Origin of the sequence: Niveibacterium umoris, from assembly GCF_014197015.1 — a bacterium.
Taxonomy (GTDB): domain Bacteria; phylum Pseudomonadota; class Gammaproteobacteria; order Burkholderiales; family Rhodocyclaceae; genus Niveibacterium; species Niveibacterium umoris.
The window spans coordinates 1,255,880-1,282,692 of record NZ_JACIET010000001.1 but is presented as its reverse complement, the minus strand read 5'-3'; the positions used below and the strand labels follow the sequence as shown (position 1 = coordinate 1,282,692).

At 65.2% G+C, this 26,813-nt stretch carries 24 protein-coding genes; 7 read left to right on the top strand and 17 right to left on the bottom strand.

Annotated features, from left to right (window positions below; translation table 11 throughout):
• Positions 1 to 11 precede the first annotated feature (11 nt).
• The gene (locus GGR36_RS05695; RefSeq protein WP_183634911.1) at positions 12 to 884 is read right to left on the bottom strand and encodes a DUF4114 domain-containing protein; all 873 of its coding nucleotides are present in this window, start codon (positions 882 to 884) and stop codon (positions 12 to 14) included.
• Positions 885 to 1,123: 239 nt separating this feature from the next.
• Between GGR36_RS05695 and GGR36_RS05690 the strand changes: the two genes are divergently transcribed.
• Complete coding sequence (locus GGR36_RS05690) at positions 1,124 to 3,619, top strand: ABC transporter permease (RefSeq protein WP_183632800.1); 2,496 nt, start codon at positions 1,124 to 1,126, stop codon at positions 3,617 to 3,619.
• 9 nt (positions 3,620 to 3,628) lie between these two features.
• On the opposite strand, the gene GGR36_RS05685 is transcribed toward GGR36_RS05690, so the two are convergent.
• A complete protein-coding gene (locus tag GGR36_RS05685) occupies positions 3,629 to 5,389 on the bottom strand; it encodes a sensor histidine kinase (protein WP_207064299.1) in 1,761 nt (586 codons plus the stop codon).
• A gap of 472 nt (positions 5,390 to 5,861) precedes the next feature.
• Here GGR36_RS05685 and GGR36_RS05680 point away from each other — a divergent pair, with 472 nt between their 5' ends.
• The 4 genes from GGR36_RS05680 to malE all read left to right on the top strand — a co-directional run bounded on the left by GGR36_RS05680 (position 5,862) and on the right by malE (position 10,464).
• Entirely contained in the window at positions 5,862 to 6,965 is a 1,104-nt protein-coding gene (locus GGR36_RS05680) for a DNA recombination protein RmuC (RefSeq protein WP_420847488.1), read from the top strand.
• Positions 6,966 to 6,995: 30 nt separating this feature from the next.
• Entirely contained in the window at positions 6,996 to 7,502 is a 507-nt protein-coding gene (locus tag GGR36_RS05675) for a DUF1993 domain-containing protein (RefSeq protein WP_183632794.1), read from the top strand.
• Between the two features lie 135 nt (positions 7,503 to 7,637).
• A complete protein-coding gene (locus GGR36_RS05670) occupies positions 7,638 to 9,254 on the top strand; it encodes a methyl-accepting chemotaxis protein (protein WP_183632792.1) in 1,617 nt (538 codons plus the stop codon).
• 10 nt (positions 9,255 to 9,264) lie between these two features.
• The gene (malE, locus tag GGR36_RS05665) at positions 9,265 to 10,464 is read left to right on the top strand and encodes a maltose/maltodextrin ABC transporter substrate-binding protein MalE (protein WP_183632790.1); all 1,200 of its coding nucleotides are present in this window, start codon (positions 9,265 to 9,267) and stop codon (positions 10,462 to 10,464) included.
• A gap of 54 nt (positions 10,465 to 10,518) precedes the next feature.
• Here the strand turns inward: malE and GGR36_RS05660 are convergent, their stop codons facing one another.
• The 14 genes from GGR36_RS05660 to GGR36_RS05595 form a co-directional block, all read right to left on the bottom strand.
• Entirely contained in the window at positions 10,519 to 11,526 is a 1,008-nt protein-coding gene (locus tag GGR36_RS05660; protein WP_183632783.1) for a transporter, read from the bottom strand.
• 89 nt (positions 11,527 to 11,615) lie between these two features.
• On the bottom strand, positions 11,616 to 11,975 hold the full coding sequence (locus GGR36_RS05655) for a DUF2946 family protein (RefSeq protein WP_183632782.1): 360 nt from the start codon (positions 11,973 to 11,975) through the stop codon (positions 11,616 to 11,618).
• A complete protein-coding gene (gene mobA / locus GGR36_RS05650) occupies positions 11,968 to 12,546 on the bottom strand; it encodes a molybdenum cofactor guanylyltransferase MobA (RefSeq protein ID WP_183632780.1) in 579 nt (192 codons plus the stop codon). The genes GGR36_RS05655 and mobA overlap by 8 nt, the downstream gene beginning before the upstream one ends.
• Positions 12,543 to 13,628: a GTP 3',8-cyclase MoaA gene (gene moaA, locus GGR36_RS05645; protein ID WP_183632777.1), complete on the bottom strand. Its 1,086-nt coding sequence runs from the start codon at positions 13,626 to 13,628 to the stop codon at positions 12,543 to 12,545. The genes mobA and moaA overlap by 4 nt, the downstream gene beginning before the upstream one ends.
• Before the next feature lie 150 nt (positions 13,629 to 13,778).
• On the bottom strand, positions 13,779 to 14,480 hold the full coding sequence (locus GGR36_RS05640) for a phosphatase PAP2 family protein (protein WP_183632775.1): 702 nt from the start codon (positions 14,478 to 14,480) through the stop codon (positions 13,779 to 13,781).
• Positions 14,480 to 15,958, bottom strand: coding sequence for an ArnT family glycosyltransferase (locus GGR36_RS05635; RefSeq protein ID WP_183632772.1), 1,479 nt, complete (start codon positions 15,956 to 15,958; stop codon positions 14,480 to 14,482). The genes GGR36_RS05640 and GGR36_RS05635 overlap by 1 nt, the downstream gene beginning before the upstream one ends.
• Positions 15,955 to 17,502: an ArnT family glycosyltransferase gene (locus GGR36_RS05630; protein WP_183632770.1), complete on the bottom strand. Its 1,548-nt coding sequence runs from the start codon at positions 17,500 to 17,502 to the stop codon at positions 15,955 to 15,957. Before GGR36_RS05630 ends, GGR36_RS05635 begins: the two co-directional genes overlap by 4 nt.
• Positions 17,499 to 18,551, bottom strand: coding sequence for a glycosyltransferase family 2 protein (locus GGR36_RS05625; protein ID WP_183632768.1), 1,053 nt, complete (start codon positions 18,549 to 18,551; stop codon positions 17,499 to 17,501). The genes GGR36_RS05630 and GGR36_RS05625 overlap by 4 nt, the downstream gene beginning before the upstream one ends.
• Positions 18,548 to 19,453, bottom strand: coding sequence for a lysylphosphatidylglycerol synthase domain-containing protein (locus GGR36_RS05620; protein WP_183632766.1), 906 nt, complete (start codon positions 19,451 to 19,453; stop codon positions 18,548 to 18,550). The genes GGR36_RS05625 and GGR36_RS05620 overlap by 4 nt, the downstream gene beginning before the upstream one ends.
• Positions 19,450 to 20,253 (bottom strand): phosphatase PAP2 family protein, encoded by an 804-nt coding sequence (locus GGR36_RS05615; protein ID WP_183632764.1) that lies wholly within the window; start codon positions 20,251 to 20,253, stop codon positions 19,450 to 19,452. Before GGR36_RS05615 ends, GGR36_RS05620 begins: the two co-directional genes overlap by 4 nt.
• A gap of 64 nt (positions 20,254 to 20,317) precedes the next feature.
• Positions 20,318 to 21,163, bottom strand: coding sequence for a D-hexose-6-phosphate mutarotase (locus tag GGR36_RS05610; protein ID WP_183632761.1), 846 nt, complete (start codon positions 21,161 to 21,163; stop codon positions 20,318 to 20,320).
• Complete coding sequence (locus tag GGR36_RS05605; protein ID WP_183632760.1) at positions 21,160 to 21,759, bottom strand: DNA-3-methyladenine glycosylase I; 600 nt, start codon at positions 21,757 to 21,759, stop codon at positions 21,160 to 21,162. The genes GGR36_RS05610 and GGR36_RS05605 overlap by 4 nt, the downstream gene beginning before the upstream one ends.
• Before the next feature lie 2 nt (positions 21,760 to 21,761).
• Complete coding sequence (locus GGR36_RS05600; protein WP_183632759.1) at positions 21,762 to 22,076, bottom strand: putative quinol monooxygenase; 315 nt, start codon at positions 22,074 to 22,076, stop codon at positions 21,762 to 21,764.
• Positions 22,073 to 24,778 (bottom strand): bifunctional acetate--CoA ligase family protein/GNAT family N-acetyltransferase, encoded by a 2,706-nt coding sequence (locus GGR36_RS05595; protein WP_183632758.1) that lies wholly within the window; start codon positions 24,776 to 24,778, stop codon positions 22,073 to 22,075. The genes GGR36_RS05600 and GGR36_RS05595 overlap by 4 nt, the downstream gene beginning before the upstream one ends.
• A gap of 139 nt (positions 24,779 to 24,917) precedes the next feature.
• On the opposite strand from GGR36_RS05595, the gene GGR36_RS05590 reads away from it, so the two are divergent.
• A complete protein-coding gene (locus GGR36_RS05590; protein WP_338086626.1) occupies positions 24,918 to 25,517 on the top strand; it encodes a class I SAM-dependent methyltransferase in 600 nt (199 codons plus the stop codon).
• The gene (locus GGR36_RS05585; protein ID WP_183632757.1) at positions 25,514 to 25,750 is read left to right on the top strand and encodes an RNA recognition motif domain-containing protein; all 237 of its coding nucleotides are present in this window, start codon (positions 25,514 to 25,516) and stop codon (positions 25,748 to 25,750) included. The genes GGR36_RS05590 and GGR36_RS05585 overlap by 4 nt, the downstream gene beginning before the upstream one ends.
• Here the strand turns inward: GGR36_RS05585 and mnmH are convergent.
• Entirely contained in the window at positions 25,743 to 26,798 is a 1,056-nt protein-coding gene (mnmH, locus tag GGR36_RS05580; RefSeq protein WP_183632756.1) for a tRNA 2-selenouridine(34) synthase MnmH, read from the bottom strand. The two genes, GGR36_RS05585 and mnmH, sit on opposite strands and share 8 nt — an antisense overlap.
• Between the last annotated feature and the right edge of the window lie 15 nt (positions 26,799 to 26,813).

The following is a 26,813-nucleotide window of genomic DNA, read 5'->3' as shown; positions in this document are numbered from 1 at the left end:
ACTCAATGCGCTCAGCGCGGCTGCTTGCGCTGACGCCAGCCCATCAGGCCGAGGCCCAGCGCGACCAGTGCGGCGGTGGAAGGTGCCGGCACCGGGTGATCAACCGGCTCGGGGTTATCAACCGCCACGCCTTCGAAAATGAAGACCATGTCGTTGAAATCGCGGTCGCTCTTGCTGCCGCGCCCCAGCCAGGTGTCCTCGAAGCCAACGAGGAACTTGTTTGCCGAGGCGTCCAGCGCGAACACATGTGCGTGTACGGCGTCGTCGTTCCAGCCCTTGGGGTCGTCGTTGTTGGTGCCGGGGCCGGTGAAGAAGTATTCGACGTTGGGCAGATTGATGCCGTCGTACACCAGCGGAATGGTCTGCAGGCCGAAAACCAGTTGTGTGCCTGTGCTCAGCCCTGTGATTTCGCGCGACTTGCCCACCTGGGACGCGAGACAGGTGTTGCCGGCCTTCGCCGTCGGGTAGGTGCAGCCCGCACGGGTTTCGAAGAGTTCGTTCGCGGCATTGACCGGGTTGTAGGTGCCCAGATTGTTGGTGCCACCACTGGCGTAGATCGGATTCCAGAAGGTGGTGGTGTTGAGCGCGCCGCCAGCACTGGCCAAGAACAGGTTTGAATCGCGCGATGCGCCGGTTCCCACGTAGGTGATCTTCACCGTGTCGGACGTGGCGTAAAGGCCCAGATTGACGCTTGGGCTGGTCTTGAGCTGGTTGAACTGCGTGCTGGTGATCAGCGACGCATCAAAGCGGCTAAACCACTCGGGCCCCATTTGAACCTGGGGAGTGGTGGTACTGCCCAGGAGCGTGCTGATGGGGGCGGCAAAGCTGCTCCCCGAAGCGACAGCTGACAATGCCAGCACGCCCGCAACGATTTTCTTCTGCATGTTTTGTTTCCTCGGATTGGTGTGAAACCGACGGGTGTCGTTCGCCTGAGGCGGGGGGGCGACACCTGTCCGTTCTTGGAGCTTGCGCTCCACCGCCAAGGCTATGTGAGCCCCTTGCTGCGGGCTTGTTAATTCCTGTGACGCTCCCGGCCAAGCGTGATGTGTGTCACGCTTGGCGCGGCGGCGGAACGTTTTTGCCGTCTGTGGCTCTCATACCGATACTTCTGCGGGACTTCCGGATGTCTGACCTTCGTCTGGCCCTGGCCAGTCTGCGTCGCGATCTGCGCGCCGGCGAACTGAACTTGTTGCTGCTGGCACTGGTGCTCGCGGTTGCCAGCTTGTGCAGCGTGGCCTTTCTGACCGACCGCATCGGTCGCGCGCTTGACCGCGACGCCAACCAGTTGCTGGGCGGCGATCTGGTGATTACCGCTGATCACCCTGTGCCGCCGTCCTTCGCTCAGGAAGCCCGCCAACATGGGCTACAAATCGCCGAGACCTGGCTGTTCTCAAGCATGATCAGCACCGGCGAGCAGGCTGAACTTGCCGGTGTGAAGGCCGCCGACCCGGCGTATCCCTTGCGCGGCAGTCTGCGCGTGCGGGATCGCATGGACGGGCCGGAGCGCATTGTCCGCGGTGGGCCGTCACGCGGCGAAGCATGGCTCGACGAGCGCTTGGCCGGTGCGCTTGGCGTGGGGGTTGGCGACCAGGTCGGTGTCGGCCTCTTGCGGCTGCGGGTTGCCGAAATCCTCAGCTATGAGCCGGACCGCGGCGCCAATTTCTTTTCGCTTGCGCCACGACTGTTGATGAATCTGGGCGACGTCGCAGCCAGCGGGCTCGTGCAGCCGGGGAGCCGCGTGACCTACAGGCTGCACCTGGCGGGTGATGCGGCCGCGGTGGCGCACGTTGAGCCGTCGGTGAAGGCGCGCCTTGGGCGCGGCGAGTCCGTCGAATCGATCAGCAACGCGCGCCCCGAGTTGCGCGACATGCTCGACCGTGCGCACCGATTCCTGAGCCTGGCCGCGCTGCTGGCGGTGGTGCTGTCGGCGGTCGCGGTCGGGCTTGCCACGCGCCGCTTCGTGCTGCGCCATCTCGATGCCTGTGCGGTCATGCGCTGTTTCGGCGCGACACAAGGCTTCCTGCTGCGGCTGATCCTCACCGAATTCGCCTTGCTGGGTGTCTTTGCAGCACTGCTCGGGACGCTGCTCGGCCTGTTGCTGCATCTGGGGCTTGCGGCCATGCTCGCGAAGCTGATCGAGGCAGAGCTGCCGCTGCCATCGGTCTGGCCGGCGCTGCAGGGTGGCGCAGCAAGTCTGATCCTGCTGATTGGCTTCGCTCTCCCGCAACTTCTCCGGCTGGGGCAGGTGTCGACATTGCGCGTGCTGCGACGCGAATGGGCGAGCTTGGAAACGAGCGGCAGGCTGGTCTGGCTGGCCGCGGCTATCGGCCTCGCCGCCCTGATGATGTGGGTGGCAGGGGACATGAAGCTCGGCGCCTGGGTGACCGGCGGTTTTGCGGTGGCGATCGCGGTGTATGCCGCCTGTGCGCGGGTGTTGATTGGTGTCTGTGCACGCCTGCGGCATTTTCCCGGCGCGCTGGGTGCCGGCTGGCGGTACGGACTCGCCGCTCTCGGGCGCCGCGCCGCCGGTGCGACCGTCCAGGCGGTGGCGCTCTCACTGGGGCTTACCGCGATGCTTTTGCTGTCGGTTGGACATTCCGACCTGCTCGACGGCTGGCGTCACAAGTTGCCCGCCGATGCGCCCAACCGCTTCGTGCTGAACATGCAACCCGACCAGCTAGAGCCGATTCGTGCGCTGTTTGTCGCCGAAAAACTCCCGGTGCCAGATCTCTTGCCGATGATCCGCGGCCGTCTGGTGGCGATCAACGACCGTCCGATCGCGCCTCAGTCCTTTGCCGACAGCCGCGCGCAGCGGCTGGTCGAACGCGAGTTCAACCTCAGCCACAGCGCCCGGCTGCAGGCGGGCAACCGCGTGGTTGCCGGTGCTTGGCATGGCAACAGCAAAGTGCCGGAGTTTTCGGTGGAGCAGGGCATCGCGACCTCACTGGCTTTGAAGGTGGGTGACCGCCTGATTTTCGATGTGGCCGGCACCCGCGTCGAAGCGCCGGTGACCAGTCTGCGCGCGCTGGAGTGGGACTCGATGCGGGTCAACTTCTTCGTCATCGGGTCGCCCGCCATGCTGGCCGGCCAGCCCACGAGCTACATCACCAGCTTTTACTTGCCGCCCGGGCACGCCACATTCAGCGCGAGCCTGACACGCGCCTTTCCGAACCTGACGGTGATCGACGCGTCGGCGATCCTCGGCCAACTCCAGCAGACCATGGAGACCCTGATCGGCGCAGTGAAGCTGGTCTTCGGATTCGCCTTGCTCGCCGGCCTGGTCGTGATGGCCGCGGCAATGCAGTCCACCCATGACGAGCGCGCGCACGAACTCGCGCTGCTGCGCACCCTCGGGGCACGCGATGCACAGTTGCGTCGTGCCTTGCTGGCGGAGTTCCTGGCGCTCGGTCTGGTGGCCGGCGCGCTCGGCCTGCTCGGTGCAGTGGGGATCACCTGGGCGCTGGCCACCCAGGTCTTCAGTTTTGGTTTCCAGCCCAGCTGGCTGGGGCTGGCTGCGGGTGGCCTTGCCGCAGCAGGTGCTGTGGTCATCACCGGATGGGCCGGCACCCGGAAGGTCATGCGCGCAGCGCCGCTCGATAGCCTGCGCGCACTTGCCTGATTCAGTTGATCAGGCCGGGTCTTCGGGCAGTCTGGGCGCGTGAAGCGGCAGGCAGATGATGAAACGCGTGCCGACACCCAGCTCTGACTGGACGTCGATCTTTCCACCCAGCGTGCCGGTGACGATGTTATGCACGATATGCAGCCCGAGTCCGGTGCCGCCTTGACCGAGCCGCGTGGTGAAGAAGGGGTCGAAGATCCGCGGCAGATCCGCAGCGGGGATACCCACACCGAAGTCCGCGATTTCGAGCGTCACTTCACCGCCGGCGGCTGTCGCTGAAATCCTGATCCGGCCCGGCCCGCCCTCGGGATAGGCGTGCTGCACCACGTTCTGGATCAGGTTCATCATGACCTGATCCAGCGGGCCGGGATAGCTGTCGAGTTCCACTTCCGGGATGCTGCCCTCTTCGATGGTGAGCCCCGCGTGCCTCAGGCTTGGCTGCATCGTCACGGCCAGATCGTGGAGTGTCGGCTGTAGCGCAAAGCGCCGGCGTTGTGCCGAAGTGCGATCGGCCGCCACCTGTTTGAAGCTACTGATCAACTCGCCGGCGCGGCTGAGGCTGCGGGTGATGATGTCGCTGGCTTCGTGCATCTGCGCGAGACTCTCTTCCCATTCCGATCGCCGCAGCGCGACGCCCGGACGCAGCAGCGTGCGCAGCTTGTCGGCCAGCGTGCTTGCGGCAAGCAGGCTGTTGCCGACGGGGGTATTGAGTTCATGTGCGATACCCGCAACGAGCGCGCCGAGGGCAGAGAGCTTTTCGCTGCGCACCAGTTCGCCCTGGGTTCTGCGCAGCGTTTCGACCAGTCGCGCGAGTTCGTCGTTGGCGTTGCGCAGCTCACGGGTGCGGGCGTCGATGCGTGATTCGAGTTCGCTGTTGAGGCGCGCAAGGTCCCTCAACGCAGCCTGACGGCGCTGCGTTTCGGTGACCAGGCGAAACGCAAGTGTTCCAATCAGGGCCGCCACGGCGATATAGAGCAGGCGCAAGGCATGAATACGGCTCGACGGGGCCACCCAACCATCGGCAGGCACTGCGCCGATCGTCCAGCTTCCACCCGGAAGATCGAGCCGAGCGGTGACCGGGCGTTCGGCGAACACCGCAGATTCCCCGAAGATCGGCGTCCCGCGATCGCCTTCGACATCGCGGATGGCGAGCCTGTACTGCGAGGTGCGCGCTTGCAGGTTGGCGGTTTGTTGCAAGGCATCCCAATCGACGACCAGGCTGACCACGCCCCAGTACTCACCATGTGTATCGAACACGGGCGTCCGGGCAATCAGCCCGCGCCCACCTTGCACGAGGTTCACCGGCCCGACCACGATCGTGTGGCGCCGCTCCATGGCGCGCTTCACGCCTGGCCATTGCTGCGGGTTGTCGGGGTAGTACAAGCCGAGCACACGCTCATTGCCTTGCAGCGGGTAGACCCACTTCACGCGGTTGCCCGGCGCCACCACGATGTTGCGTACATTGCGCCCGGTCTTGTAGAGCGTCGAGAGCAGATCCTTGACGTTCGACTCTTCGAGCTGGCTGGCGCGGCTGCTCGCAAACGCCACCAGGCCGCTGGACAAATACAGTGTGGAGTTGAGTTCCGATTCGAGGCGGGCACGCGTGCCCGCGACATGGGCGGTGACGAGCGCCCTTTGTTCTTCGCCCTGTCGTGCCAGTTCCAGGCGTACGCCGGCTTCGCCGACGCTGATCACTGCGATCGCTTGAACGAGCGCAGTGATCCACGGCCAGGCGGCGCGGTCGCGCAGGCGAGGCCGTTCGGATGGCATTTCCGGATCCGAAGGCGTGCGGTTCATGGCCTGCTAACGGTCAAACCGGACCGAGCTTTAGTGCCATGGCGCAGGTCTTGGCGCAGAAATCCGGCTTTGACTGCGTGCGTCGATGCGGGGCGGCCCGCGCAAGCGTCGCCGGTATACTCGCTACATGGACTCAGGAAATCTCATGACTCAGCTTCTTCCCGTGTTGCTTGGAGTGACGAACCTCGGCGTTCTGCTCTGGTTGGTACTGTCTATCCGGTCGAACCAGGCAGCGGCGCTGGTCGCGGCAGAGGCGCGCGCGCAGCAGATCGAAAACACCATCGTGCAGGCCCTTCGCCTGACCGAGAACGATCTCACCGGGGGTGTCGAACGCCAGGCAGAACGTCTGGCCGGCGCGCAGGCCGACAGCGCCGAGCGCTTGCGTGCTCAAGTCTTCGAGGCGCTGAGGGCAACCAATGACGCCGTCGCCGAGACCCGGCGCTGCATGGACCTGGGCGTTGCCGCCCAGCGCGAGGATCTGGCGACCCGCCTGACCGGGCTTGCGCAGACAGCGGCGACCCGTGACGAACAGTTGCGGGGCCAGCTCACCGAGGCGATGCTCAAGAGCGTCGCGGAACAGGCGCGGGCAGACCGCGAATTGCTTCAGGAAGGGCTCAAGGCCGCGTCGCTGCAGATGGCAGGCAGCAATGAAGCCTTGATGCGGGTGCTAAGCGAGCGGCTGGACGCAATCACCGGCGTCGTGCATCAGCGCCTGGACGAGGGCTTCAAGAAGACCAACGAGACCTTTGCCAGCGTGATGGCACGGCTGGCGACCATCGACGAGGCGCAGAAGAAGATCGACGGCCTCACAACCAATGTGGTCAGCCTGCAGGAACTGCTGGGCGATAAACGCTCGCGAGGCGCCTTTGGCGAAGTGCAGCTCGAAGCGCTGGTGAAGAACGCCTTGCCGCCCGATGGCTACGGCTTCCAGGTACAGCTTGCGAGCGGCGTGCGTGCTGACTGCGTGCTGAACCTGCCGGAGCCGACCGGCCGCGTGGCCGTCGACGCCAAATTCCCGCTCGAGAACTACCACCGCATGTTCGACGCGTCGGCCGGCGAGGCCGAGCGCAAGGGTGCCCAGTCGGCCTTCCGCGCCGACGTCAAACGCCATGTCGAGGCGATCGCTTCCAAGTACATCATCGCCGGCGAAACCTCGGATGGTGCGGTGATGTTCGTGCCGGCCGAGGCGGTGTTCGCCGAGATTCATGCCTACCACCCGGAAGTCGTGCAGTTCGCGCAGGAGCGCCGGGTCTGGATCGTGTCGCCGACGACGCTGATGGCGGTGCTGAATACCGCACGCGCGGTGCTCAAGGATGTGGAGACGCGCAAGCAGATCCATGTGATCAAGGATGCACTCGGCAAACTGGCGAAAGACTTCTCGCGTTTTGACGAACGCATGCAGAAGCTCGCCACCCACATCCGGCAAGCGCACGAAGACGTGCAGGAAGTACATACATCAAGCAAGAAGATATCCGGCCACTTCACCCGGATCGAGCAGGTGCAACTTGAAGATGTACCGCGCGCGCTGATTGAATCCGACGAAAGCTGAATTCAACCTGTTCCTACGAGGAGTCAGACGATGTCCATTGATCTCTACCGCCTTTCGGTCGGCACCTTCCAGCGCCACCTCGAACACATCGACGCCCTGCTGAGCCGTGCGCTGACGCATTGCGCCGAGCATGCAGTCGATCCCCAGGAGCTGTTGAGCGCGCGTCTGGCGCCGGACATGTTCGACTTCAAGCGCCAGGTGCAGATCGCCTGCGATTTCGCCAAGGGCACCGGCGCGCGTCTCGCCGGCGTTGAAGTGCCGAAATACGAGGACGACGAGAAGAGCTTCGAAGACCTGCGGGTGCGGGTCAACAAGACGATGGGCTTCCTGCGCAGCCTCGCTCAGGCCGATTTTGTAGGTGCCGATACCCGCACGGTGGTGATTCCGCTGCGCGATCGCACGCTGCGGATGGATGGGGCGACCTACCTCGTCGACTTTGCGCTGCCGAATTTCTACTTCCACTACACCACGGCCTACGACCTGCTGCGCCACAAGGGCGTTGCGATCGGCAAGCGGGACTTCATCGGCGACGTGTGACGACTGACGGGCGGCGATTCGCTGCCCGGGCTGCTTGATTCAAGTTGGCGCGCGCGCTGCCGTTAGCTTTCCCATCGTGCCTTTGGGCACCGGCGCACCTGCGTCGGATGCGGGCGGCGATCGGGGAGAAGTCACATGACGATAACCGCGCGCCTCGCCAGCCTGATTGGCGGAGCCATTCTCGCGTTGCTGGTGGTGGGCGCGATCGGACTGGTTCAGCTGGGGCGCCTGAATGCCTCGGTGCGCCAGGTGACCGAGCAGGAAGTCCCGGCCCTTGAGGCCATCAAGGGCTTCGAATCCCGTTATCACGAGTTGCGCACGCTGGTCTTCCGCCACATCGCCGACCCCGATCTGCAACGCAAATCGGCGATCGACGCGGAGCTGAAGACCAAGGTCGGCGCGCTCGATCAGGATGTGCAGCGCTTCGAGGCGCGTCTCGAAGACCCCGCCGCGAAGGCCCGCGTCGCTGAATTCCGCAAGACGGTGGCGGCGTATTTCCTGGTCTGCGAGACCGCGCTGACACGCTCACGCCAGAACCAGACCGAAGCCGCAATGGAACTTGCGGTGAGCCCATTCATCGAAGACGCCGCTGTGCTCAGCGACGAGATCCTGGGTGCGCTCGCCAAGGAGGCCGGCGACCGGGTGGCGAGCACCCGCGAGGCGTCTGCATCGACCTACAAGACCGCATTCGGCGTGCTCGCGGCACTGATCGTGGTCGCGATGGCAGCCATGGTCGTACTGGGGTGGCTGCTCGCGGCCTCGATCACCCGACCCTTGACCTCGCTGCGCAATACGGTGGTGGAGATCGGCAGCTCGCTCGATTTCACGCGGCGCATCCCTTCGCGCGGTCGCGACGAAATCGGCCAGACGGTGGCTGCCTTCAACACCATGGTCGAATCGGTACAGGCTTCGTTCGCTGAACTTGCGCAAAGCGCGGGCCGTGTCGGCGAAGCGGCGCGCGGCATGCAGCACACCTCGCAGCAGCTTGCCCAGAGCGCAGGGGTGCAGGCCGATTCCGCCTCGGCGATGGCCGCAGCGGTGGAAGAGGTGACGGTCAGCATCAATCACGTTGCCGACCGCGCGCAGGAAGCGGCGACGCTTTCCGCTGACGCCAGTCGCAGCGCGGGTTCGGGCGCGCAGGTGGTGGGCGCTACGGTGCAACGCTTCAGCACGATTGCGACCGAAGTCGACCAGACCGCCGCGAGCCTCGACGCCCTGCAGAGCGAAACGGCGCGGATCTCGTCGGTGGTCGGCGTGATCCGCGAAGTGGCGGAGCAGACCAACTTGCTGGCCTTGAACGCCGCGATCGAAGCGGCGCGGGCAGGCGAGCAGGGGCGTGGCTTTGCGGTGGTTGCCGACGAAGTGCGCGGACTCGCCGAGCGCACCGCCAAGTCCACCAGCGAAATCACGCAACTGGTCGGGCGCATCCAGTCCGGCGCGCAGCAGGTGGTGCAGCGCATGCAACAAACCGTGGCAACGGTGAAGGAGGGCGCGAGCGAAGCGGTTGCGGCGGGCGAGGCGATCCACACGATCAAGGGTTCGTCGGATCAGGCGGTCGATATGGTCAGCGACATCACCGATTCGATCCGCGAGCAAAGTGCGGCCAGCAACGCGATTGCGCAGCAGGTCGAGCGCATCGCCACGATGACCGAGGAATCCACTGCCAGCGCGCGGCATACCGCGTCGGCGGCGTCCGACCTCAACGCGCTGGCCGAGAAGATGGTCGGCGCGATTTCCCGTTACCGCTACTGAGGAGCCTGCCATGCGTACGCAGATCGTCACCGCAGTGCTCGCAGTGTTCCTCGCGGCGCCGGCGTGTGCCGGCGAGAAGGGCAAGCTGCTCATCTGGATCAACGGGGACAAGGGCTACACAGGCCTGCAGCAGGTTGCCGATGCCTTCGGCAAGAAGTACGGCGTCGCCGCCAAGGTGGAACACCCGGAAGACCCGACCAAGAAGTTCGAGGAATCAGCGAAAGGAAACGACGGACCCGACGTATTCCTGTGGGCGCACGACCGCATCGGCGACTGGATCAGCAAGGGCCTGATCAGCGAAGTCACCCCCCCGGAAGCACTGCGCAAGGAGCTGGTGTCGGTCGGTTGGGATGCCTTCACCGTGAACGGCAAGGTGTGGGGCTACCCGGTCGGGGCCGAGGCGATCATGCTGCTCTACAACAAGAAGCTGGTGCCCAAGCCGCCGGCCACCTTTGAGGAAATCATTGCCCTCGACAAGGAACTTGCCGCCAAGGACGTGAAGGCAATCGGCTGGGACTACACCAATTCCTATTTCACCTGGCCTTTGATGGCCGCCAACGGTGGCTATGTTTTCAAGCGCGAAAGCAATGGCAGCTACAACGCGGCCGAGGTCGGCGTCGCGACGCCGGGCGCCCTGGCTGGCGGCAAGCTGCTCGCCGACTACATCGCCGCCGGCGTGTTGCCCAAAGGCGGGCTGCCCTACGGTGACGCGGAAAAGGCCATGACGAGCGGCAAGCAGGCGATGTGGATCAACGGCCCCTGGGCGTGGGACGCTTTGCGCAAGGCCGGCATCGATTTCGGCGTGGCACCGCTGCCGACCCTGCAGGGCAAGCCGGCGCGCCCGTTTGTCGGCGTACTCGGCGCGATGATCGTCGCGAACTCGCCCAACAAGGACCTCGCGGTGAAGTTCATCGAGGAATTCCTGATGACCGAAGAAGGCTTGAAGACGGTGAATGCCGACAAGCCGATCGGCGTGCCGCTGAACAAGAAACTCTTCTGGGCGCTGATGAGCGACGAGAAGATCCGCATCTCGATGGATGGCGTCACCTTCGGACGTCCGATGCCGTCCAACCCGGAAATGGGGCGGTTCTGGACGTCATTTACGCTCGCACTCAAGGGCATCGCCGAGGCGAAGAAAAAGCCCGAAGAACTGCTTGGCATCGCCGCGAAGGACATGCTGAATCCGCCGGAGCCCAAGCCGGCGAAATAGTCAGCCATCACTGGCTCGCGGCGAGCGAGCCAGTGATGGTGCGGCGTTTGCAGCCTAGAAGTGACTGCTCAGTCCGAGTGCGAGACTCCACTTCTGTACCAGCTGGATTCCATTGACATGCTGGTACAGCGGCAGTTGCACGAAACCGTATGCGCTGGTGTTGTCGCTCAGTGCAACCGTCAGCCCGGGGCTCAACTGCACGGTATCGAGGCCACTGTTGTCCGGCTCGGCCTGTTCGCCCGAGTCGCGGCCCTTGTGCAGGTAGTTGAGTTGCAGTGCGGTGCCCCAACTCGGCGACACGGCATGCGACCAGCCGCCCGACAGTTCGACGCGATTGCCGGGCTTGTAGTCGTCGTGGCTGTTGGTCGCGACGGCGGTGGTGAAGGCGCCGAACATCGCGTCTGAAGGCGTCAGGACGGCACGGGCGTTCGCGCCGAGGATCAGATCGAGCGTTCCGGTGCCGGGTTGCAGCGTGCGCTCGGCGGCTGCGCCGTCGGCATTGGTGACCGAGGTGCTGCCGGTCGGAAGCTTGAAGCCGGCGACCAGGCCGAAAAGCGTTGATGCGTCGTCTGACGGTATGTGCTGATAGCGCGCCAGCACCCTGGCATCGCCCATACGCGTGTAGGCCCAGGATTCCGGCGTCGTGGCCGAATCCGACCCTTCTGCTCGCAGGTCGTGGCTGTGGGCGCGGTTGATCAGCGGCAATTGCAGCGCGACCGACCATTTCGGGTTGAAGCGGTAGTCCAGACTGCCGATCAGATTGGTGCTGCGCGATTCGCGTTCGATTGCCTCTTCTTGCGAAAGTGCTTCCGGATCGGGTGAATGCGTGCCTGAGCGCAGCGTTTTCTGGTCGAGATACTCCAGGCGCAGTTCGCCGCGCCAGCCGGTGTGCGTCCAGGCGCCGGGCGCGAAGTCGTCGGTCAGCAAGGTGCAGAAAGCACCGCCGCAGGATGCGAGGGCCGCGTGCGAAGCGATGATCGCAGGCAGAACCAGCGCATGCCGGAATGGGGCGTGACGAAAGAGGGCGTGACGGCGCACGCGATGCAATGCGGATCGTGTCATGTGAAAACCTGTCTCTGTAATTGGGGCGGCAGTCATCCGGCCAAGCGAGGACGACTGCTGTCAGATGCGGCTTGGCGCCGCTCGGCGGTTTAGAGAGTCAGGATGGGTGGTGCGCGGGCGTCGCCCCAATGCGGGGCGCTGGAGGTTTGCGGCGCAGCGGTCGCCGCCTGCGGGACACCATGCCGCGTGGTCGGGACGGGCAGCGTGGGTGGCGGGCTGCCGAGCGCGTGGCCGAGATTCGCGACCAGACAGTAGGGACAGGCTGCCTGGTCCGACGCGGGCGAGGATTCGCCTTTACGGTCGCTCGCGACACGGCACAGAGATGCCGCATCAAAGCGGGGGTCGAGCGAGGCGAGGGCGCGCGAAATGGTCGGCGCCGTCGCCGCCATCAGCACAGCGAGCAGTGCAATTCGCGCCCAGGTCTTCAGGTGGCGTGCTGGGTCAAACACGCGACTGCCCCTGTTTGACATCGACACCGTGGTTCAGATTCTGGAACTGCGACGGGTCATCGAATGGGACCGGTACGCTGCCGATCGCAGCGAGCCAGGTGGCAACCTTGCGTTCGCCAGTGTCGAGCCAGGCGCTGAGGTTCGCGACGAGTGCGCGTTCCAGCAATGAATGCAGCGGGTTGAGGCGGCCGTCGAGCGATACGGTCGCGGCGCGGGCCTCGCCACGGGTGTTGTGCAAACGTTCGACGAGGTTCGTCGGTAGTGTGGGCCCGTCACACGGCACGACAAGCACATCGGGTGTCGTCGCAACTGCGAGTCCCGCTTCGACACCGGCCAGGGGGCCGGCGAAACCGGGACGCAGATCTGTCACGACCGGAAAACCAAGCGCGCGATAGCGATCGAGGTTGCGGTTGGCGCTGATGATGATAGGGCCGACCTGCGGCGCGATCGCATCGATCACCCATTCGATCAGCGGTCGCCCCTGCCATTCGATCCAGCCCTTGTCCACGCCGCCGACCCGGCTGCCAGCGCCGCCGGCGAGAATCAGACCGGTAATAGTGTCGCCGCTCATCCGCCGATGTAGGACATCTCGACCTTGGCCGCGCGCGTTGCCTCGCCACGCAGTTCCGAATAGCGGTCATCGCGATTGCGCCAGATCGCGCGGATCAGCGAGGTGAGTGCGGCATCATCGCTGCCGCCGCGCAGGGTGCCGCGCAGGTCGTGGCCACGATCGGCGAACAGGCAGGTGAAGAGTTGGCCTTCCGGCGAGAGGCGCATGCGGGTGCAGTCGCGGCAGAAGGCGTGGGTGACCGAGGAGATCACACCGATCTCGCCCTGCCCGTCGCGGTACCGCCAGCGCTCGGCCACCTCGCCGCGGTAGCCCGGCTCGATGGGGTCGAGCGGAAAGGCGTCTGAGATGCGCGCAATGACCTCGCGCGAGGCCAGCACCGCATCCAGGTTCCAGCCGTTGTGGCTGCCGACGTCCATGAATTCGATGAAACGCAGGATGTGCGGACTGCCACGGAAATGGCGCGCGAGGGGCAGGATCTCGCCATCGTTGACGCCGCGCTTGACCACGCAGTTCACCTTGACAGGCCCAAGCCCGGCGTCCGCAGCCGCCGCGATGCCTTCGAGCACGCGGCCGACCGGGAAGCCGACGTCGTTCATGCGCTGGAAGACCGCATCGTCCAGCGCATCAAGGCTGACGGTGACGCGGCGCAAGCCGGCATCGGCGAGCTTGCGTGCCTGCTGCGCCAGCAGCGCGCCATTGGTGGTCAGCGTGATCTCGACGTCGAGGCGGGCCAGTTGTTCGATCAGGCGTTCGAGCTGTTTGCGCAGCAGTGGCTCGCCGCCGGTAATTCGGATCTTGCGTACCCCCTGTTCGACGAACAGACGAGCGATGCGCACGATTTCTTCGAAGGAGAGCAGTTCCGAGCGCGGCAGGAAGGCGTGGTCACGATCGAACACGTCCTTCGGCATGCAGTAGGTGCAGCGGAAATTGCAGCGATCGGTCACGGATATACGCAGGTCGTGCATCGTCCGGCCTAGGCGATCGCCCGCTGGAGTCGCACCGTCGTCGACAGGCAGCGGTGCTGCCGCGGCGCTGGCGATGGGCTGGATCGGGATGATCGAAGTGGGCGGTCGGGCGTTCATTGGCTCGCGGTTCAGTCAGCGTGCATCGGTGCTACACGTAGCAAGTCTAGCGATGCGACCGGCACGCGGCGAATGATTCTGCTCAAGGCGCCGAATCGGTATGGCTGGGGCGGGTGCGGCGAGCAGGGCGGATCGATCGGGAAAACCGCTTCAACGTAGCGCTACAGGCAGCTGATCGGACCTTGGCAGCAGCCCGAAGCGGTTCAGGATTGCGGCCGCGAGCCAGCAGCCCAGCCACACTGCGAGAAACGCGAAGATCACATCACTGAGGAAATGCCCGCCCTGGACGATCCGCACCAAGCCGACGAGCGCACCAGCAAGGGTTGCGCCTGCCAGCCAGCGCGCGCGGCGGCGCGGGGCGGCCAGCCAGCCGAAGGCCATGATCGCGAACGCGCCGGTGGCATGCCCGCTAACGAAGGAGCAGTTGCGATCGCACTGGTCAGAGGGCAACAAGGCCGGCGTGAATTGCTTGTCTCCACCGAAGGCCTGGATCTGATTGGGGCGGGCGCGTCCCCAGTGGTTCTTGAGCCCGGCATCGGTGATCAGACCGGGTCCGATCGCAATCGCCAGCGCTAGAAAGCCGAACCAGCGACGGCGCGACTCCAGCCAGCCGCCACGCATCGCGAAACCTGCGAGCCACAGCAGCACGACGCTGATGATCGCGATGCGTGAGCCATACCAGACGCCCCAATACACCGCCTGCACGATGGCAAGATGATCGAGCGCGAAACCCTCGCCGGGGGAATAGAACATCGCACTGAGCGAGGTATCCAGTTGTGGCCACAGGCTGAACAGCAGTGCGGCGATCGCGAACACCAGCGCAACAATGATGCGTTCGATGCGGCCCGGCATCAGTAGCCCTTGAACCCCTTGAGCAGCCAGACAGTGGCGTGCAGCGCGGCATCCGGATGCGTGGCGACGCTCACTTCGCCGAGCTTCTGCGCCGACGTAAAGCGTGAGCTCGGCGCCGAGCCGTCGCTGCTGATGTAAAGGATGTCGATCCCGGGTGTGTTGGGCAGCGAATGCGTCAGGTTGTACTGGTCACGCACTGCGTGATCGGGATTCCAGCTGGCGATACGCGGATGCAGGTCGCGCAGACCGTAGGCCATCTGCGCGAGGAGCGTGCGCTCGTCGTTAACGAGGTAGGCGTCGGGATGCTGGGCGACCCACGGTGCGACCCCCGCGGCGAGGCTATCCCAACCCTTCATGCGCTTGAGCGGATCGATCTTCGCGGTGAGTGGCCGGCCGACCAGCGAGAGGATTTGCGGCCATTGATAGACCAGCACCGTGATCGCCAGGTTGAGCGCCAGCCCTGCGGCCAGCCAGCGTCGGCGAGCTTGCGTGCGGCAGAGCCAGGCGGTGGCGAGCAGGGTGCCCGCGGTGAAGATCGGGCCCGCCCAGTTGGCGTTTGCCTCGTGGATGCTGGCCTGCACGATCACCAGACAGAGTAGCGGGAGCGTCCCGGCGATAAGCAGGCGGTCGGCCGGTTCCCGCCAGGCGCTGCGCAACTGCAGCAGGGCCCCGCCGAGGCCGAGCGCCAGCAGCGGACCGATCGAGCCGATTTGTGCGCCGATGAATTCGAGCAGGTTCGAACGCTCTCGTTCCTGCGTGATTTCGGCAGTGTGGCGGAAGGTCGGGAAATCGTTGGCCCAGTTCCACCACAGGTTCGGCGCCAGCACCACGAGTGCAACCAGCGCACACAGCCACGGCCCCGGACGCACCAGCATGCGCCGGCCCTCCGGGCTGCTGAGCAGGAGCAGTGCCGGCGTCAAGGCAAAGGCGGCCATGGTGTACTTGGACATCAGTCCGAGACCGCATGTCAGGCCAAGCAGCAGCCAGTCGCCAACCCGGTCGCGCGTCATCGCGCGCTGCAATAGCCACAGCGAAGCCGTCCAGAAGAACAGCAACAGCGCATCGGTGGAAATGAAGATGCCCAATGCCGAGGTGATCGGCAGCGTGAGGAAGGCGATCGCAGCGAGCAGCCCGGTGCGATTGTCGTAGAGCCGGCGCCCCAGTCCGAACAAAAGCATCGCGGTCGCCGGGTAGAGGATCAGCGAACCGGCCTTGACGCCGACCAGCCCGTCGCCGAACAGTTGGGTGGTTGCCGCGATGACGGCCGCGACCATCGGCGGTTTGGAGAAGTAACCCCAATCGAGGGCGTGTGCCCAGGTCCAGTAGTAGGCCTCATCCACATAGAGGCTGATCCCTGAATGCTGGATCACCCATACGCGCCAGAGCGTGAGCAGCGCGATCACGCCGAGCAGGATCAGCCACGCGCCGGCGGCGGGTTCGCGCGGTGACGAGGCGGAGAAGATGCGGCGTTCGCTCATCGTTGCCGGACGAGGCGGACGCCGCCTTCGCTGTAGAGGATGTCGATCTGCGCGTCGGCCGGTATGCGGTCTTCGCGGGTCAGGGCGATTTCACCGGATTTCGGGGCGCGCACGGGCGCCTGCTGCTCGCGATACACCGCGAAGCTTGGCTGGAAGAAGTTCCACTGCACGCCGGGTTCGGGCCGCGCCTTGGCGACCAGCGCCGCACGCTTCACCGGGCCCTGCAACAAGTCGCCGACGTAGGGTGCAACAACCGCGGCCAGCACCACGCCTTGCAGCGCCGCAATCGCCGACAGGCGTCGCCACGGCGGGACCCGCCACAGCATCACGAGTGCCATCGCAACAACAAAGGCGCCAATCGTCACGGCGTAGTAGCCGATACCGGCGGCTTGGCTCGCACGTGCAAGCTGAGCCGCGTAATAGGGATCACCGACCCGACCCTGCGCAACCAGCATATCGACGAGTAGTGGCAGACCGACATAGAACGCGAGCGCGAGCAACGCGGGCAGGGTGCCCAGCGCAGCAGTTCTCAAGCGCTCGCGGTGCAGCGCGACGAGCAGGAAGAGCGGGCTGCAGCCGTAGAGCGCGTAGTGCGGCAGCTTGGTGCCGGAGAGCGAGAAGAACACCAGCACGAAGCCGAACCAGATCCAGAGGAAACGTCGCAGAGGGTCGTGGCTATCCTGCCGCGCCTGGCCAACCGCACGGAACAGCACCGCCATCCAGGGCAGCAGCAGTACCGGCACGATGATCAGGTAGTAGAACAGGCTGCCGCCATGGCCTTCCATCGGGCCGGAGAAGCGGCCGACGTTGTGCTTCATGATGAAGCCGTCGATGAAGGCTTGGCCGTGGATCGACAAGGCGGCTGCGTACCATGGAGCGGCGACGGCGATCAGGATCAACCAACCGATCGGGTCGAAGGCCGCGCGCAGCCAGGCGCCGAAATTGCGGCGGCTGGCGCAATACGCGAGCGTCACCGCGCCGGGTATCGCCAGCGCGATCGGGCCCTTGGTCAGCACGCCAAGCGCGATCCACAGGTACATGCGCCGAAGCGCCGATCGATTGCCCGATTCCAGATGCCGCCACGCATCGGTGAGCGCCAGCGCGAGCAGCAGGTTGAGCAGCGCATCGGCTGTAGCCGCGCGCCCGATCACGAATACGCCCAGGCTGGTGGCTGCGACAAGGGTCGCCAGTTGGGCGGCTTCACGGCCAAAACGTGGCCAGGCGAAATTGCCGATCACGAAGCACCACAGCGCCGCAGCGAGCGCCGAGGGCAAGCGGAAGGCCCACTCCGATACACCGAACAGCCCGACCGGAATCGCCTGCAGCCAGTAGATCATGATCGGCTTGTCGAAGCGCGGTTCGCCGTTGAGCCAGGTCGACAGGAAGTCGTGGCGCTCGAACATCTCGCGCGTGGCTTCCGAGAAGGCCCCTTCGTCGACGTCGAACAGCGGTGCGCCGCCGAGATTCAGCAGGAGCAGGACTGCCGGTACCAGGAACAGTACCAGGCGTTCCCGCAGGCTGGGCGTGGCGCCGCTCCCGATCATGCGCCGGTGGCCTGTCCCGGCTGGTGCCAGGAGTCGCTGTCGCCGGGTTCGTCCGGGTTGCGCACCCGGTACTGCGACGCAGCGCCGGATTCGAAGTAGATGCGCGCCAGGGTTTCGGCGAGCACACCGGTGGAGATGAACTGGAAGGACGCGATGATCAGGAAGAAGCCCAATTGCAGCAGCGGCCGCTGTCCGATCGAAGCGCCGGTGAACAGTTTGAGGGCGCCGAGCCAGGTGAGGATCAGGCTGCCGATCACGCCGAAGATCAGGCCCAGACCACCGAAGAAGTGGCCCGGGCGGGCCCGGTAGCGCATGAAGAAGAACACCGAAATCAGGTCGAGGATCACGCGGAAGGTGCGCGAGATGCCGTACTTGCTCTGGCCGAACTGGCGCGCATGGTGCGTCACCACTTCTTCGGCGATTCGGCGCGGAGTCGTGACGGTGGCGAGCCACGCCGGAATGAAGCGGTGCATCTCACCGTAAAGGCGCACGTTCTTGATCACGTCGGCGCGGAAGGCCTTGAGACTGCAGCCGTAATCGTTGAGCTTCACGCCAGTGATACGTGCGATCAGGCGATTGGCGATGCGCGAGGGGATCTTGCGCAACACCATGCCGTCCTTGCGGTCCTTGCGCCAGCCGGCGACCAGATCGAGATTCTCGTTGAGCAGGCGGCCCACCAGACGCGGAATGTCGATCGGGTCGTTCTGCAGGTCGCCGTCCATGGTCACGATGACGTCGCCGCGCGCCGCATCGACGCCCGCCTGCATTGCCGCGGTCTGCTTGAAGTTGCGCATCAGCGAGACCACCCGCACATGCGGGCCGTAGTGTTTCGTGGCGGCTTCGAGCGCAAGCGGTGTGTCGTCGGAACTGCCGTCATCGACCAGCAGCAACTCCCAGGGGTGCGGATAGTCGCTCAGCGCTTCGTGCACCCGCTTGGCCAGTGGTTCGACGTTTTCGGCCTCGTTGTACATTGGTACGACGACCGACAGGCGATGCGGCGGCATCGCTGGAATGACCGCGTTAGCGGACGAAGGTACGACTGAGTTCATGGTGTGTTTCCCTTGGCTTTGGGCCCGGCGGGCAGCGCGACGAACGCCAGCGCGCCGGCGCTTACCGCAGCCGCAATAATGACCAGATGCAGTGCAAGCGCGGCTTGCAGCCCGCTCGCGAGTGTAATGCCATGCGGCGTCAGCGCGGCAGCGACGCCGGCTTCGTAGGTGCCGAATCCGGCGACACCCTGTACCGGCAGAATCGCCGCGAGTTCGCCGCCGAGCACGCCGGCGCTGGCGAGCAAGCCGGCCTGGCCGATCAGCGCGCCGAGCAGCAGCGTCTGCGCCGTGAGTTTGACGATCCAGTTCGACAGGGTCCATGCCCAGCTCTTGACGGCGCCGCGAGTCGAATGGGCCAAAGCGGCGCGCACCTTGAACAGCTTGCCCTGCCAGCCCGCGGGCGCTTCGGCGCCGACAGGGTGGCTACGCGCCCAGGCCGGGATCGCCCAGGCCGCGAACAGCACACCGAGGCTCCAGAGGCTGCGCAACCACAGCGGCAGACCCGGCCAGACCCAGGCCGCGAGCAACATCACGACGAAGGCGTCCTGCATGCGCAACCAAAGCAGCGAGACAAGCGCGCGGCCCATCGGCACCCCGAACTCCCGCTGCAGCAGCACCGGCAAAGCGATTTCACCGCCGCGAAAGGGGACCACGTTGATGGCAGCGTTATGGGCGGTGGTGACCCGTGCCATGGCCCAGAAATGGCCGCGCGCCACGTCCGCAAACTCATCGCGGATGCGCGCGGCACGCAGCAGGTAGCTGAGCAGGAAACCCCCCAGCGCGGCCAGCAACGTGGTCGGCGGGATCGCAGCAAGGCGGGCGCCGACGTCGCGCCAGTTGCCGCTCGCGGCGAGCCAGCCGAGCAGCGCGAGCGAGATGACGAGCGCGAGAACGCGTTTCACTGTGCGTGCTCCCTCGCCAGCCACTTCGCGTGCAGCGCCAGCAAGCCACCAAAGCAGGCGACGCCGGCGAGCAGCCATTTGAGCGGGTCGGCTTGCGGGTAGCCCAGATCGGTGCCGGCCAGCGTCGCGCCCATCACTATTAGAGCCACCGCCATCGCCATCTGCGCAGACGGTTTCTGCCAGACGAGCCAGCGCCGCGACAGCGCTTCGCCGGCCGCACCGCATAGCCAGCCGCCGGCCGACCCGGCCAGCACATCGAGCGGCCAGTGCGCACCGACGGCGATGCGCGAAAACGCAACCAGCGCTGCGAGTGGCAAAAGCAGCGCGGCAGCGCGTGCGCGCTGACGGCAAAAGAAAACGATGGTGGCGGCAAGCGCAAAGGCGGTGACCGAGTGCCCGGAAGGGAAGGAGTGGCTGGTCAGCTTCTCGCCGATGATATGGATCTGTTCGGCCGCGAGCACGCCGGCCGGCCTGGCCGAATCCACCAGCGGTTTGAGGGCATGGGTATAGAGGCCACCGAACACGCCAGTGATGAGGGCTGCCGCCAGCAGGCGCGGCGCAGCACGCAAGGTCGGAGCGACCAGCGCAAAGGCGCAGGCCCCTGTGCCCAGGGCCGTTGCCGACGACCAGAAGACCTCCGGCAGCGTTCCGGCAGCGTGGTTCAACGCAATGAAGAACGAGGCGTTGGTATCTGTCAGCGCGACCGCAACGGCGCAGGCCAGCAGCACTGCTGCGGGGCCCCAGACGAGGAGGTGATAGGCGAGCTTGTCGCGCCGGGCGGGCGCTAGAGTGTCAGGCATCGACGCGACGGGTCGGATAAACCGCGAATTCTAGCATTCGCGACCACACGACCCGCTGCGCGGGTCAGAGAACGACCAGACTCTGACGGCCCCACCACTCTGCGCCAGGCGCCAGTTCGACCGGGCGGCCGATTGCACCGTGCTCGATACAGAGCATGCGGCGAAAGCCGAGGGGTGTCATGTCCGGCAAGGTTGCCGACAGGTGTTCCCAAGGGTTCCAGACCACCACGTCAGGCAGGTTCTCGCCGGAAATGCCGAGCGCGCGCCGGGGTTCCGCCAGCATGATCGGCTTGGCGGCCTCGAAGTAGATGCGATCGGTTTCGGCTTCGATCATCAGTTCGGTGCCGGATTCCTTGTGCTCGGTGCCGCGCACCGCATCGAGGTAGCGCAGGCCGCGCAGGCCTTCAACGCGCGCCTCTTCGACCTCACGCGTGGCCAGATAGCTGTGAAGTGCGCAGGTAAACCGCAGCGGCTCATCGCCCGGATTGCTGACGCCGAGTTCGACGTCCATGCGCTGACCAGAGATGAGCACCGTCAACTCGGCGCGGAACGCGTGCGGCCAGATCGCGCGGGACACATCGTCATCGTTCAGGACGAGGGTGGCAGTGGCGAAGTCGCTGCCCGCGCGGGCACTTTCAATGTCCCAGCTGACGGTGCGGACGAAACCGTGTTTGGGCAGGGGGCCGCGCGAGCCGAATTGGGGGAAACAGATCGGGATGCCGCCGCGCACCGGTACGCCCGGTTCAAAGCGGGCACGTTCGCTGAGGAACAGCCGCTCCTCGCCGCCCGCGGGAATCCAGCTGACCACCTGGGCGCCATGTTGCAGGATGGTCGCCTGTGCGCCGTTCGGCGCGGTGATTCGGATGGCCGGCAGGCCGTTGAAGTCGAGGTGCTGGACTGCGTCGCTCATGGCGCGGATTTCCTGAGACTGAAGCTGGCCGCGGATTGTGCGACCTGGGCGCGGCGGAAACAAGCTTCGGCATGGTCATTGACCATGCCCGTCGCCTGCATGAAAGCGTGGCAGGTGGTGCTGCCGACGAAACGGAAGCCGGCGCGTTGCAGGGCGCGGCTCATCTGTTCAGATGCCGCTGTGCTGCTTTGTGTGGGGCCTGTTGCCTGGCGCGGATAGCCATCCACAAACGACCAAAGCCACACTACCGGATCAATGCCGCGTTCGTGAAGTGCCAGCCAGGCGCGCGCGTTACCGATCGTCGCTTCGATCTTGCCGCGGTGCCGTACGATTGCGGCGTCGCCCACCAGTCGTTCGACGTCGGCGCTGTCGAATCGCGCAACGCGCGCGGGGTCGAAAGCGGCAAACGCACGCCGGTAGCCTTCGCGCTTGCGAAGGATCGTCAGCCATGAAAGGCCCGCCTGAGCACCTTCCAGCGTCAGACATTCGAACAGGCTGTGCTCATCGGTGACCGGCACGCCCCATTCGGTGTCGTGGTAGTCGAGGTATTCAGGATCCTGCGTGACCCAGTGGCACCGTGTGAGGGGACCACACATGTTCAGGAGACTTCGAACTCGTCGATCGCCTGCAGCACGCGGAACTGCGGAATCCCGGCGAGCTTGCCGATCAGCGCCATGATTGCAGTCTTGACGTGCGGGGCGTTCATGTGTCGGTTGAGCGAGGCCTCATCGGCCCATACTTCAATCGTGTTGATGCGCATCGGCGTGCCGCTGTCGCGGTACAGGTCGTAGCGCAGACAGCCTTCTTCCTGGCGAGTCAGCTCCGCGACCTGGCGCAGAACACGCACCACTTCCGCTTCGTGTTGGGGTACCACTTCCGCCAGGGTGATGACGTGAATGGGTGGCTTGCTCATCCGCGTGCTCCGACAGGTTTGTAGGCTTGAATGTCGAGGGAGCCGAGTTTAATCGAGTTGTCTTCCGGGTCGTTAGTCAGCACGAAGCCGATCTTGCGCACGAATCTGAGCATGCGGTCGTTGTCGGTGAGGAACATGCCCTTCATTTCGAGCAGCCCGCGTTCCTTCGCGCACAGGATCAGGATATCCATCATGTTCTGCGCAAGGCCGGTGCCCTTGGCATCGTCCGACACGACGATGGCGAACTCGCAGCTCTTGCCGTCGGGGTTGGCGGCGTAGCGGCAGACGCCCAATTCGTACTCGATCCCGTCGCGATCGATCGTCGCCACGAAGGCCATCTCGCGGTCGTAATCGATCTGGGTGAGCTTGGCGAGCATCTGCGGCGGCAGTTCGGAGAGCGCGCTCATGAAGCGGTAGTACTTGGTCTCCGGCGAGAGGCGTCGCACGAATTCCTGCTCCAGCGTGGCGTCCTCCGGCATGATCGGCCGCACCAGCACCTCGCGTCCGTCGAACAATTCGATGTGGTGCACCAGATTCCCGGGGTAGGGGTGGATCGCCATGTGGTCGTAGCGACCGGCGCTCTTCGGCACACGGCCGACGACGATGCGCACATCCACCGCGATGACGTCATTTTCATCGGCCACCAGCGGCTGGATATCGACCGAGCGCACCCAGGGCAGTTCGCAGACCATTTCCGAGAGCCGCAGCAGCACGAATTCGAGCCGTTCCATCGCGACGGCCGGGAGTCCGCGCCAGGCACCGAGGCGATTGGCGATGCGGTGCGAGCGGATCAGATCCTTCGCAAGGAAGTCGTTGAGTGGCGGCAGCGCGACCGTGCGGCCGTCCAGTCCCTCGGCGTCGACGCCGTGTTCGCCGAACGAGATCACCGGCCCGAACACCGGATCGCGCGACACCGCGAGCAGCAGGCCGCGCGCGGTCGCGATCTCGATCCGCGGTTCGATCGCAACGCCATGATGGGTGCTGTCTTCGTCGCGATTGCGCAGATCGTCCATCAGTTCTTCGAAGGCCAGATGGGCCGCCACGGCGCTTGCCGGGTAGCGCTTCGGCCCGGTGCTCACGCGCTGGTGCAGCATCGCGTTCGGGCGCATCGTCACCGGAAAGCCCAGTTCGTACGACATCGTTACCGCCTGCGCGGCGGTATGTGCCACCAGCGTGCGGCGAACTGGGATATGGAAGGCGGCCAGCACCTGGCGCGCTTCCTCGCGCGTCAGGGTGTTGCGCCCATCATCGATGGCGCGATCGATGATTTGCTTGGCTGCGTCGACATTGGGCGGATCCAGGCTGGAGAGCGGTGCAGGCACCTGCGTCAGCAGCTTCTGGTTCTGGTAGTAGGCGGAGATCTGCGAAAACAGGTCGATCGCCGGTTCCGGCGTGCGGTAGCTCGGGATCCCGTTGGCAACGAAGAGTTCGCGTGCCGAGGCGACGAGGGCTTCGCCCATCCAGCAGCAGAGCACCGGCTTCTCGGCCTTTTTGTCGATCTCGACGACGCGTTGCGCGACTTCGAGCGGTTTGGTCATCGCCTGCGGCGTGAGGATCGCCAGCACGCCATCGACGCCGGGGTCGGCGAGCACCGTTTCGAGGGTGCGTGCGTAACGGTCCGGGTCTGCGTCGCCGACCATGTCGATCGGGTTGTCGTGTGACCAGGCGCGCGGCAGGTCGCGGTTGAGCGCCGCGACCGTCTGCGGCGACAGCTCTGCCAGCGGGATGCCGAGGTCACCTGCGCGGTCGGCGGCCATCACGCCAGGGCCGCCACCGTTGGTGATGATCGCCAGCCGGTTGCCGCGCGGCCGGAAGCGGGTAAACAGCGCCTGCGTGGCGGCAAACATCTGTGTCAGGTACTTCAGCCGGATCACGCCGGCACGTCGCAGGGCCGCGTCGAAGACCACATCCTCGCCGACGATGGAGCCGGTGTGCGAATGCGCGGCGCGCGAGCCGGACGGATGCCGACCGACCTTGATCACCATGATCGGCTTGGCACGGGCGGCGGTACGCAATGCGCTCATGAAGCGGCGCGCATCGCGGATGCCTTCGATGTAGAGCAGGATGCTCTCGGTGCGGAAATCCCAGATCATGTAATCGAGGATCTCGCCGAAGTCCAGGTCGCAGGATCCCCCCAGCGATACGACGCTCGAGAACCCGACGTTGGTGGTCTTGGCCCAGTCGAGGATCGCTGCACACAGGGCGCCCGATTGCGAGATGAAGCCGATGCTGCCCGCCTTGGGCGCCGCGTGCGCAAAAGTGGCGTTGAGGCCGGCAATCGCACGGGCGATGCCAAGGCTGTTTGGCCCGAGAATGCGGATGCCGTGTTTCTCGGCCAGTCGCACGATGTCGCGCTCCATCGCCGCGCCATCCGCGCCGCTTTCCGCGAATCCGGCGGAGAGGATGACCGCGGTGCGCACACGGGCGCGCCCGCAGGCCGCGATCACATCCGGCACCGTCGGCGCGGGTGTCGCCACCACCGCGAGGTCGACCCGCTGCGGCACATCGCCAATGCTGTGCACGCATGGGGTGCCGAGCACTTCCTGGTACTTCGGATTGACCGAATACAGCTTGCCCTTGAAGCCGCTGTCGAGCATGTTCTGCACCAGAACATTGCCGAGCGCCCCTTCACGCGGCGTTGCGCCAATAACCGCGACGACCTGCGGCACGAAGAGGGGGGAGAGGTAGTGCTGCTCGTCCATGCTGTGACCCGATCCGGTTGGTGGCGGCATCGTAGGCGGCGCGGCTGACGTCTCACTTGCGATGGGTCAGGCGGCCATCAGCGTCGCCGGATTGGCCACGCCGGTCTATTGTCCAGTGTTTAGGTGAAAGGTGGCCAGTGTGTCTGATGCCAGTGCGCCCGCTTCCGGGCAAAGCGCGCAATTGCGGGTGCCCGGAGCGCCTTCGGCCTGGGTGATTGCCCATGCGACCTTGATCCCCAATGGCGCAGTGCTGGATCTTGCCAGCGGGCTCGGCCGCCACGCTCGCTGGCTGGCAGAACGCGGGCACTCGGTCGTTGCGGTGGATCGCGATGCAGAGGCGCTGGCGACCATGGCCGGCGTGCCCGGTATCGAATGCCGTCACTGCGATCTCGAAGGCGAGCACTGGGCGTTGTCAGGCGAACGCTATGCGGGGATAGTGGTTACGAACTACCTGTTCCGCCCGCGCATGGCTGAGCTGGCGCAAATGCTCGCGCCCGGAGGGGTGTTGATATACGAGACGTTCATGCATGGGCAACAGCGCTTCGGGCGCCCGCACAATCCGGATTTCCTGTTGGCGCCCGACGAGCTCAAACAGTGGGCGTTGGCACATGGGCTGGAAGTGCTTGCGTTCGGGCAAGGCGATATCAGCGAACCCCGTGCAATGTGTGTGCAGCATCTGTGCGCCCGGCGCCCTGTGGTGTCGGTCTGCGATTTTCCTAATAGGGAGGCGATGCGATGAACCTTTGGATTGCAAACATCAACCCTGACGCCACCGACGACGACATCCGCGAACTGGTCAAGAAATACTGCGGCGTGGACGTGCCGGAGATTCGTCGCGAGCCCGGCGATGGAACGCGCCCGGCTGCAGAGCTGATTTTTCCCGATGTAGGCAGTTCGGTGCTTCAGGAATTCCAGGGCCGGCTGCACGGCATGTTCTGGAAGGAGCGCAAGATCAGCGTTCAGGTCATGTGATCGAGTGGATCAAGTCGTCGGCGACCTTCGCCAGCGTGGCGGGCGACAGGTCGTCGACCACGCATTGCCGCGCTTGCGGAAACTGCTGGTAATTGTGGTTCTGCGAGCGGCGATAGAGCGGGTCGTAGTGCTTGTCGATGAACTCCGCGAACAGCCGGGCGAGGTCGCCTTGCTGCGCATAGGCGTGCCATTGATCGATCGTCTCGTTGCTCTGGAAACTCCGCAGGCACTCGATCCGCTCCTGCAGGTCGCGGACATCGTTGCCGAGGTAGGCATAGTCCTCCAGCAGGAATTTCAGACGCGCGTCGCGGCTCGCCTCGATCGCCACGCACGGGCTGGCACGCATGTGCGCGATCAGGGTGTCGGGAATGTGAATGCTGCCGATCTTGCGACTCTCGGCTTCCACGAACACCGGGCGGGCGGCATCAAAGCGGGATAACCGCGTCCATAGTTCCGTCTCGAAAGTCTTCTGCGTCGGCTGCGGAATGCCCGGCAGCCTGCCCAGCACCGACCCCTTGTGGCGGGCGTGCCCCTCCAGATCCAGCACCTGCGCGCCGGCCGCACCCAGCGCATCGAGCAGGCGCGTCTTGCCGCTGCCGGTGGCACCGCAGACGACGACCATGCGGAATGTTTGCGGAAGCGTGGCGAGTTGTTCGACGACGTGGTGGCGGAAGGTCTTGTAACCGCCTTCGAGCTGGCAGGCGTCCCAACCGATCATCCGCATCCAGGTCGTAAAGGCCCCGCTGCGTTGGCCGCCGCGCCAGCAATACACCAGCGGGCGCCAGTGCTTGGGCTTGTCCTGGAACTTCGCGATCAGGTGGCGCGCGATGTTTTCTGCGACCAGAGCCGCACCGAGCTTGCGGGCATCGAAGGCAGACACTTGTTTGTAGATTGTCCCGATCTGCGCACGTTGCTCGTTGTCGAGCACCGGGCAGTTGATGGCGCCGGGGATGTGGTCGTCGGCGAATTCGGCCGGCGAACGTACGTCGATGATCTCGTCGAAGCCATCAAGATCGGAAATGCGGGCGATGCCGCGCGGTGTCTGCATGGAAACTCCGGGGTG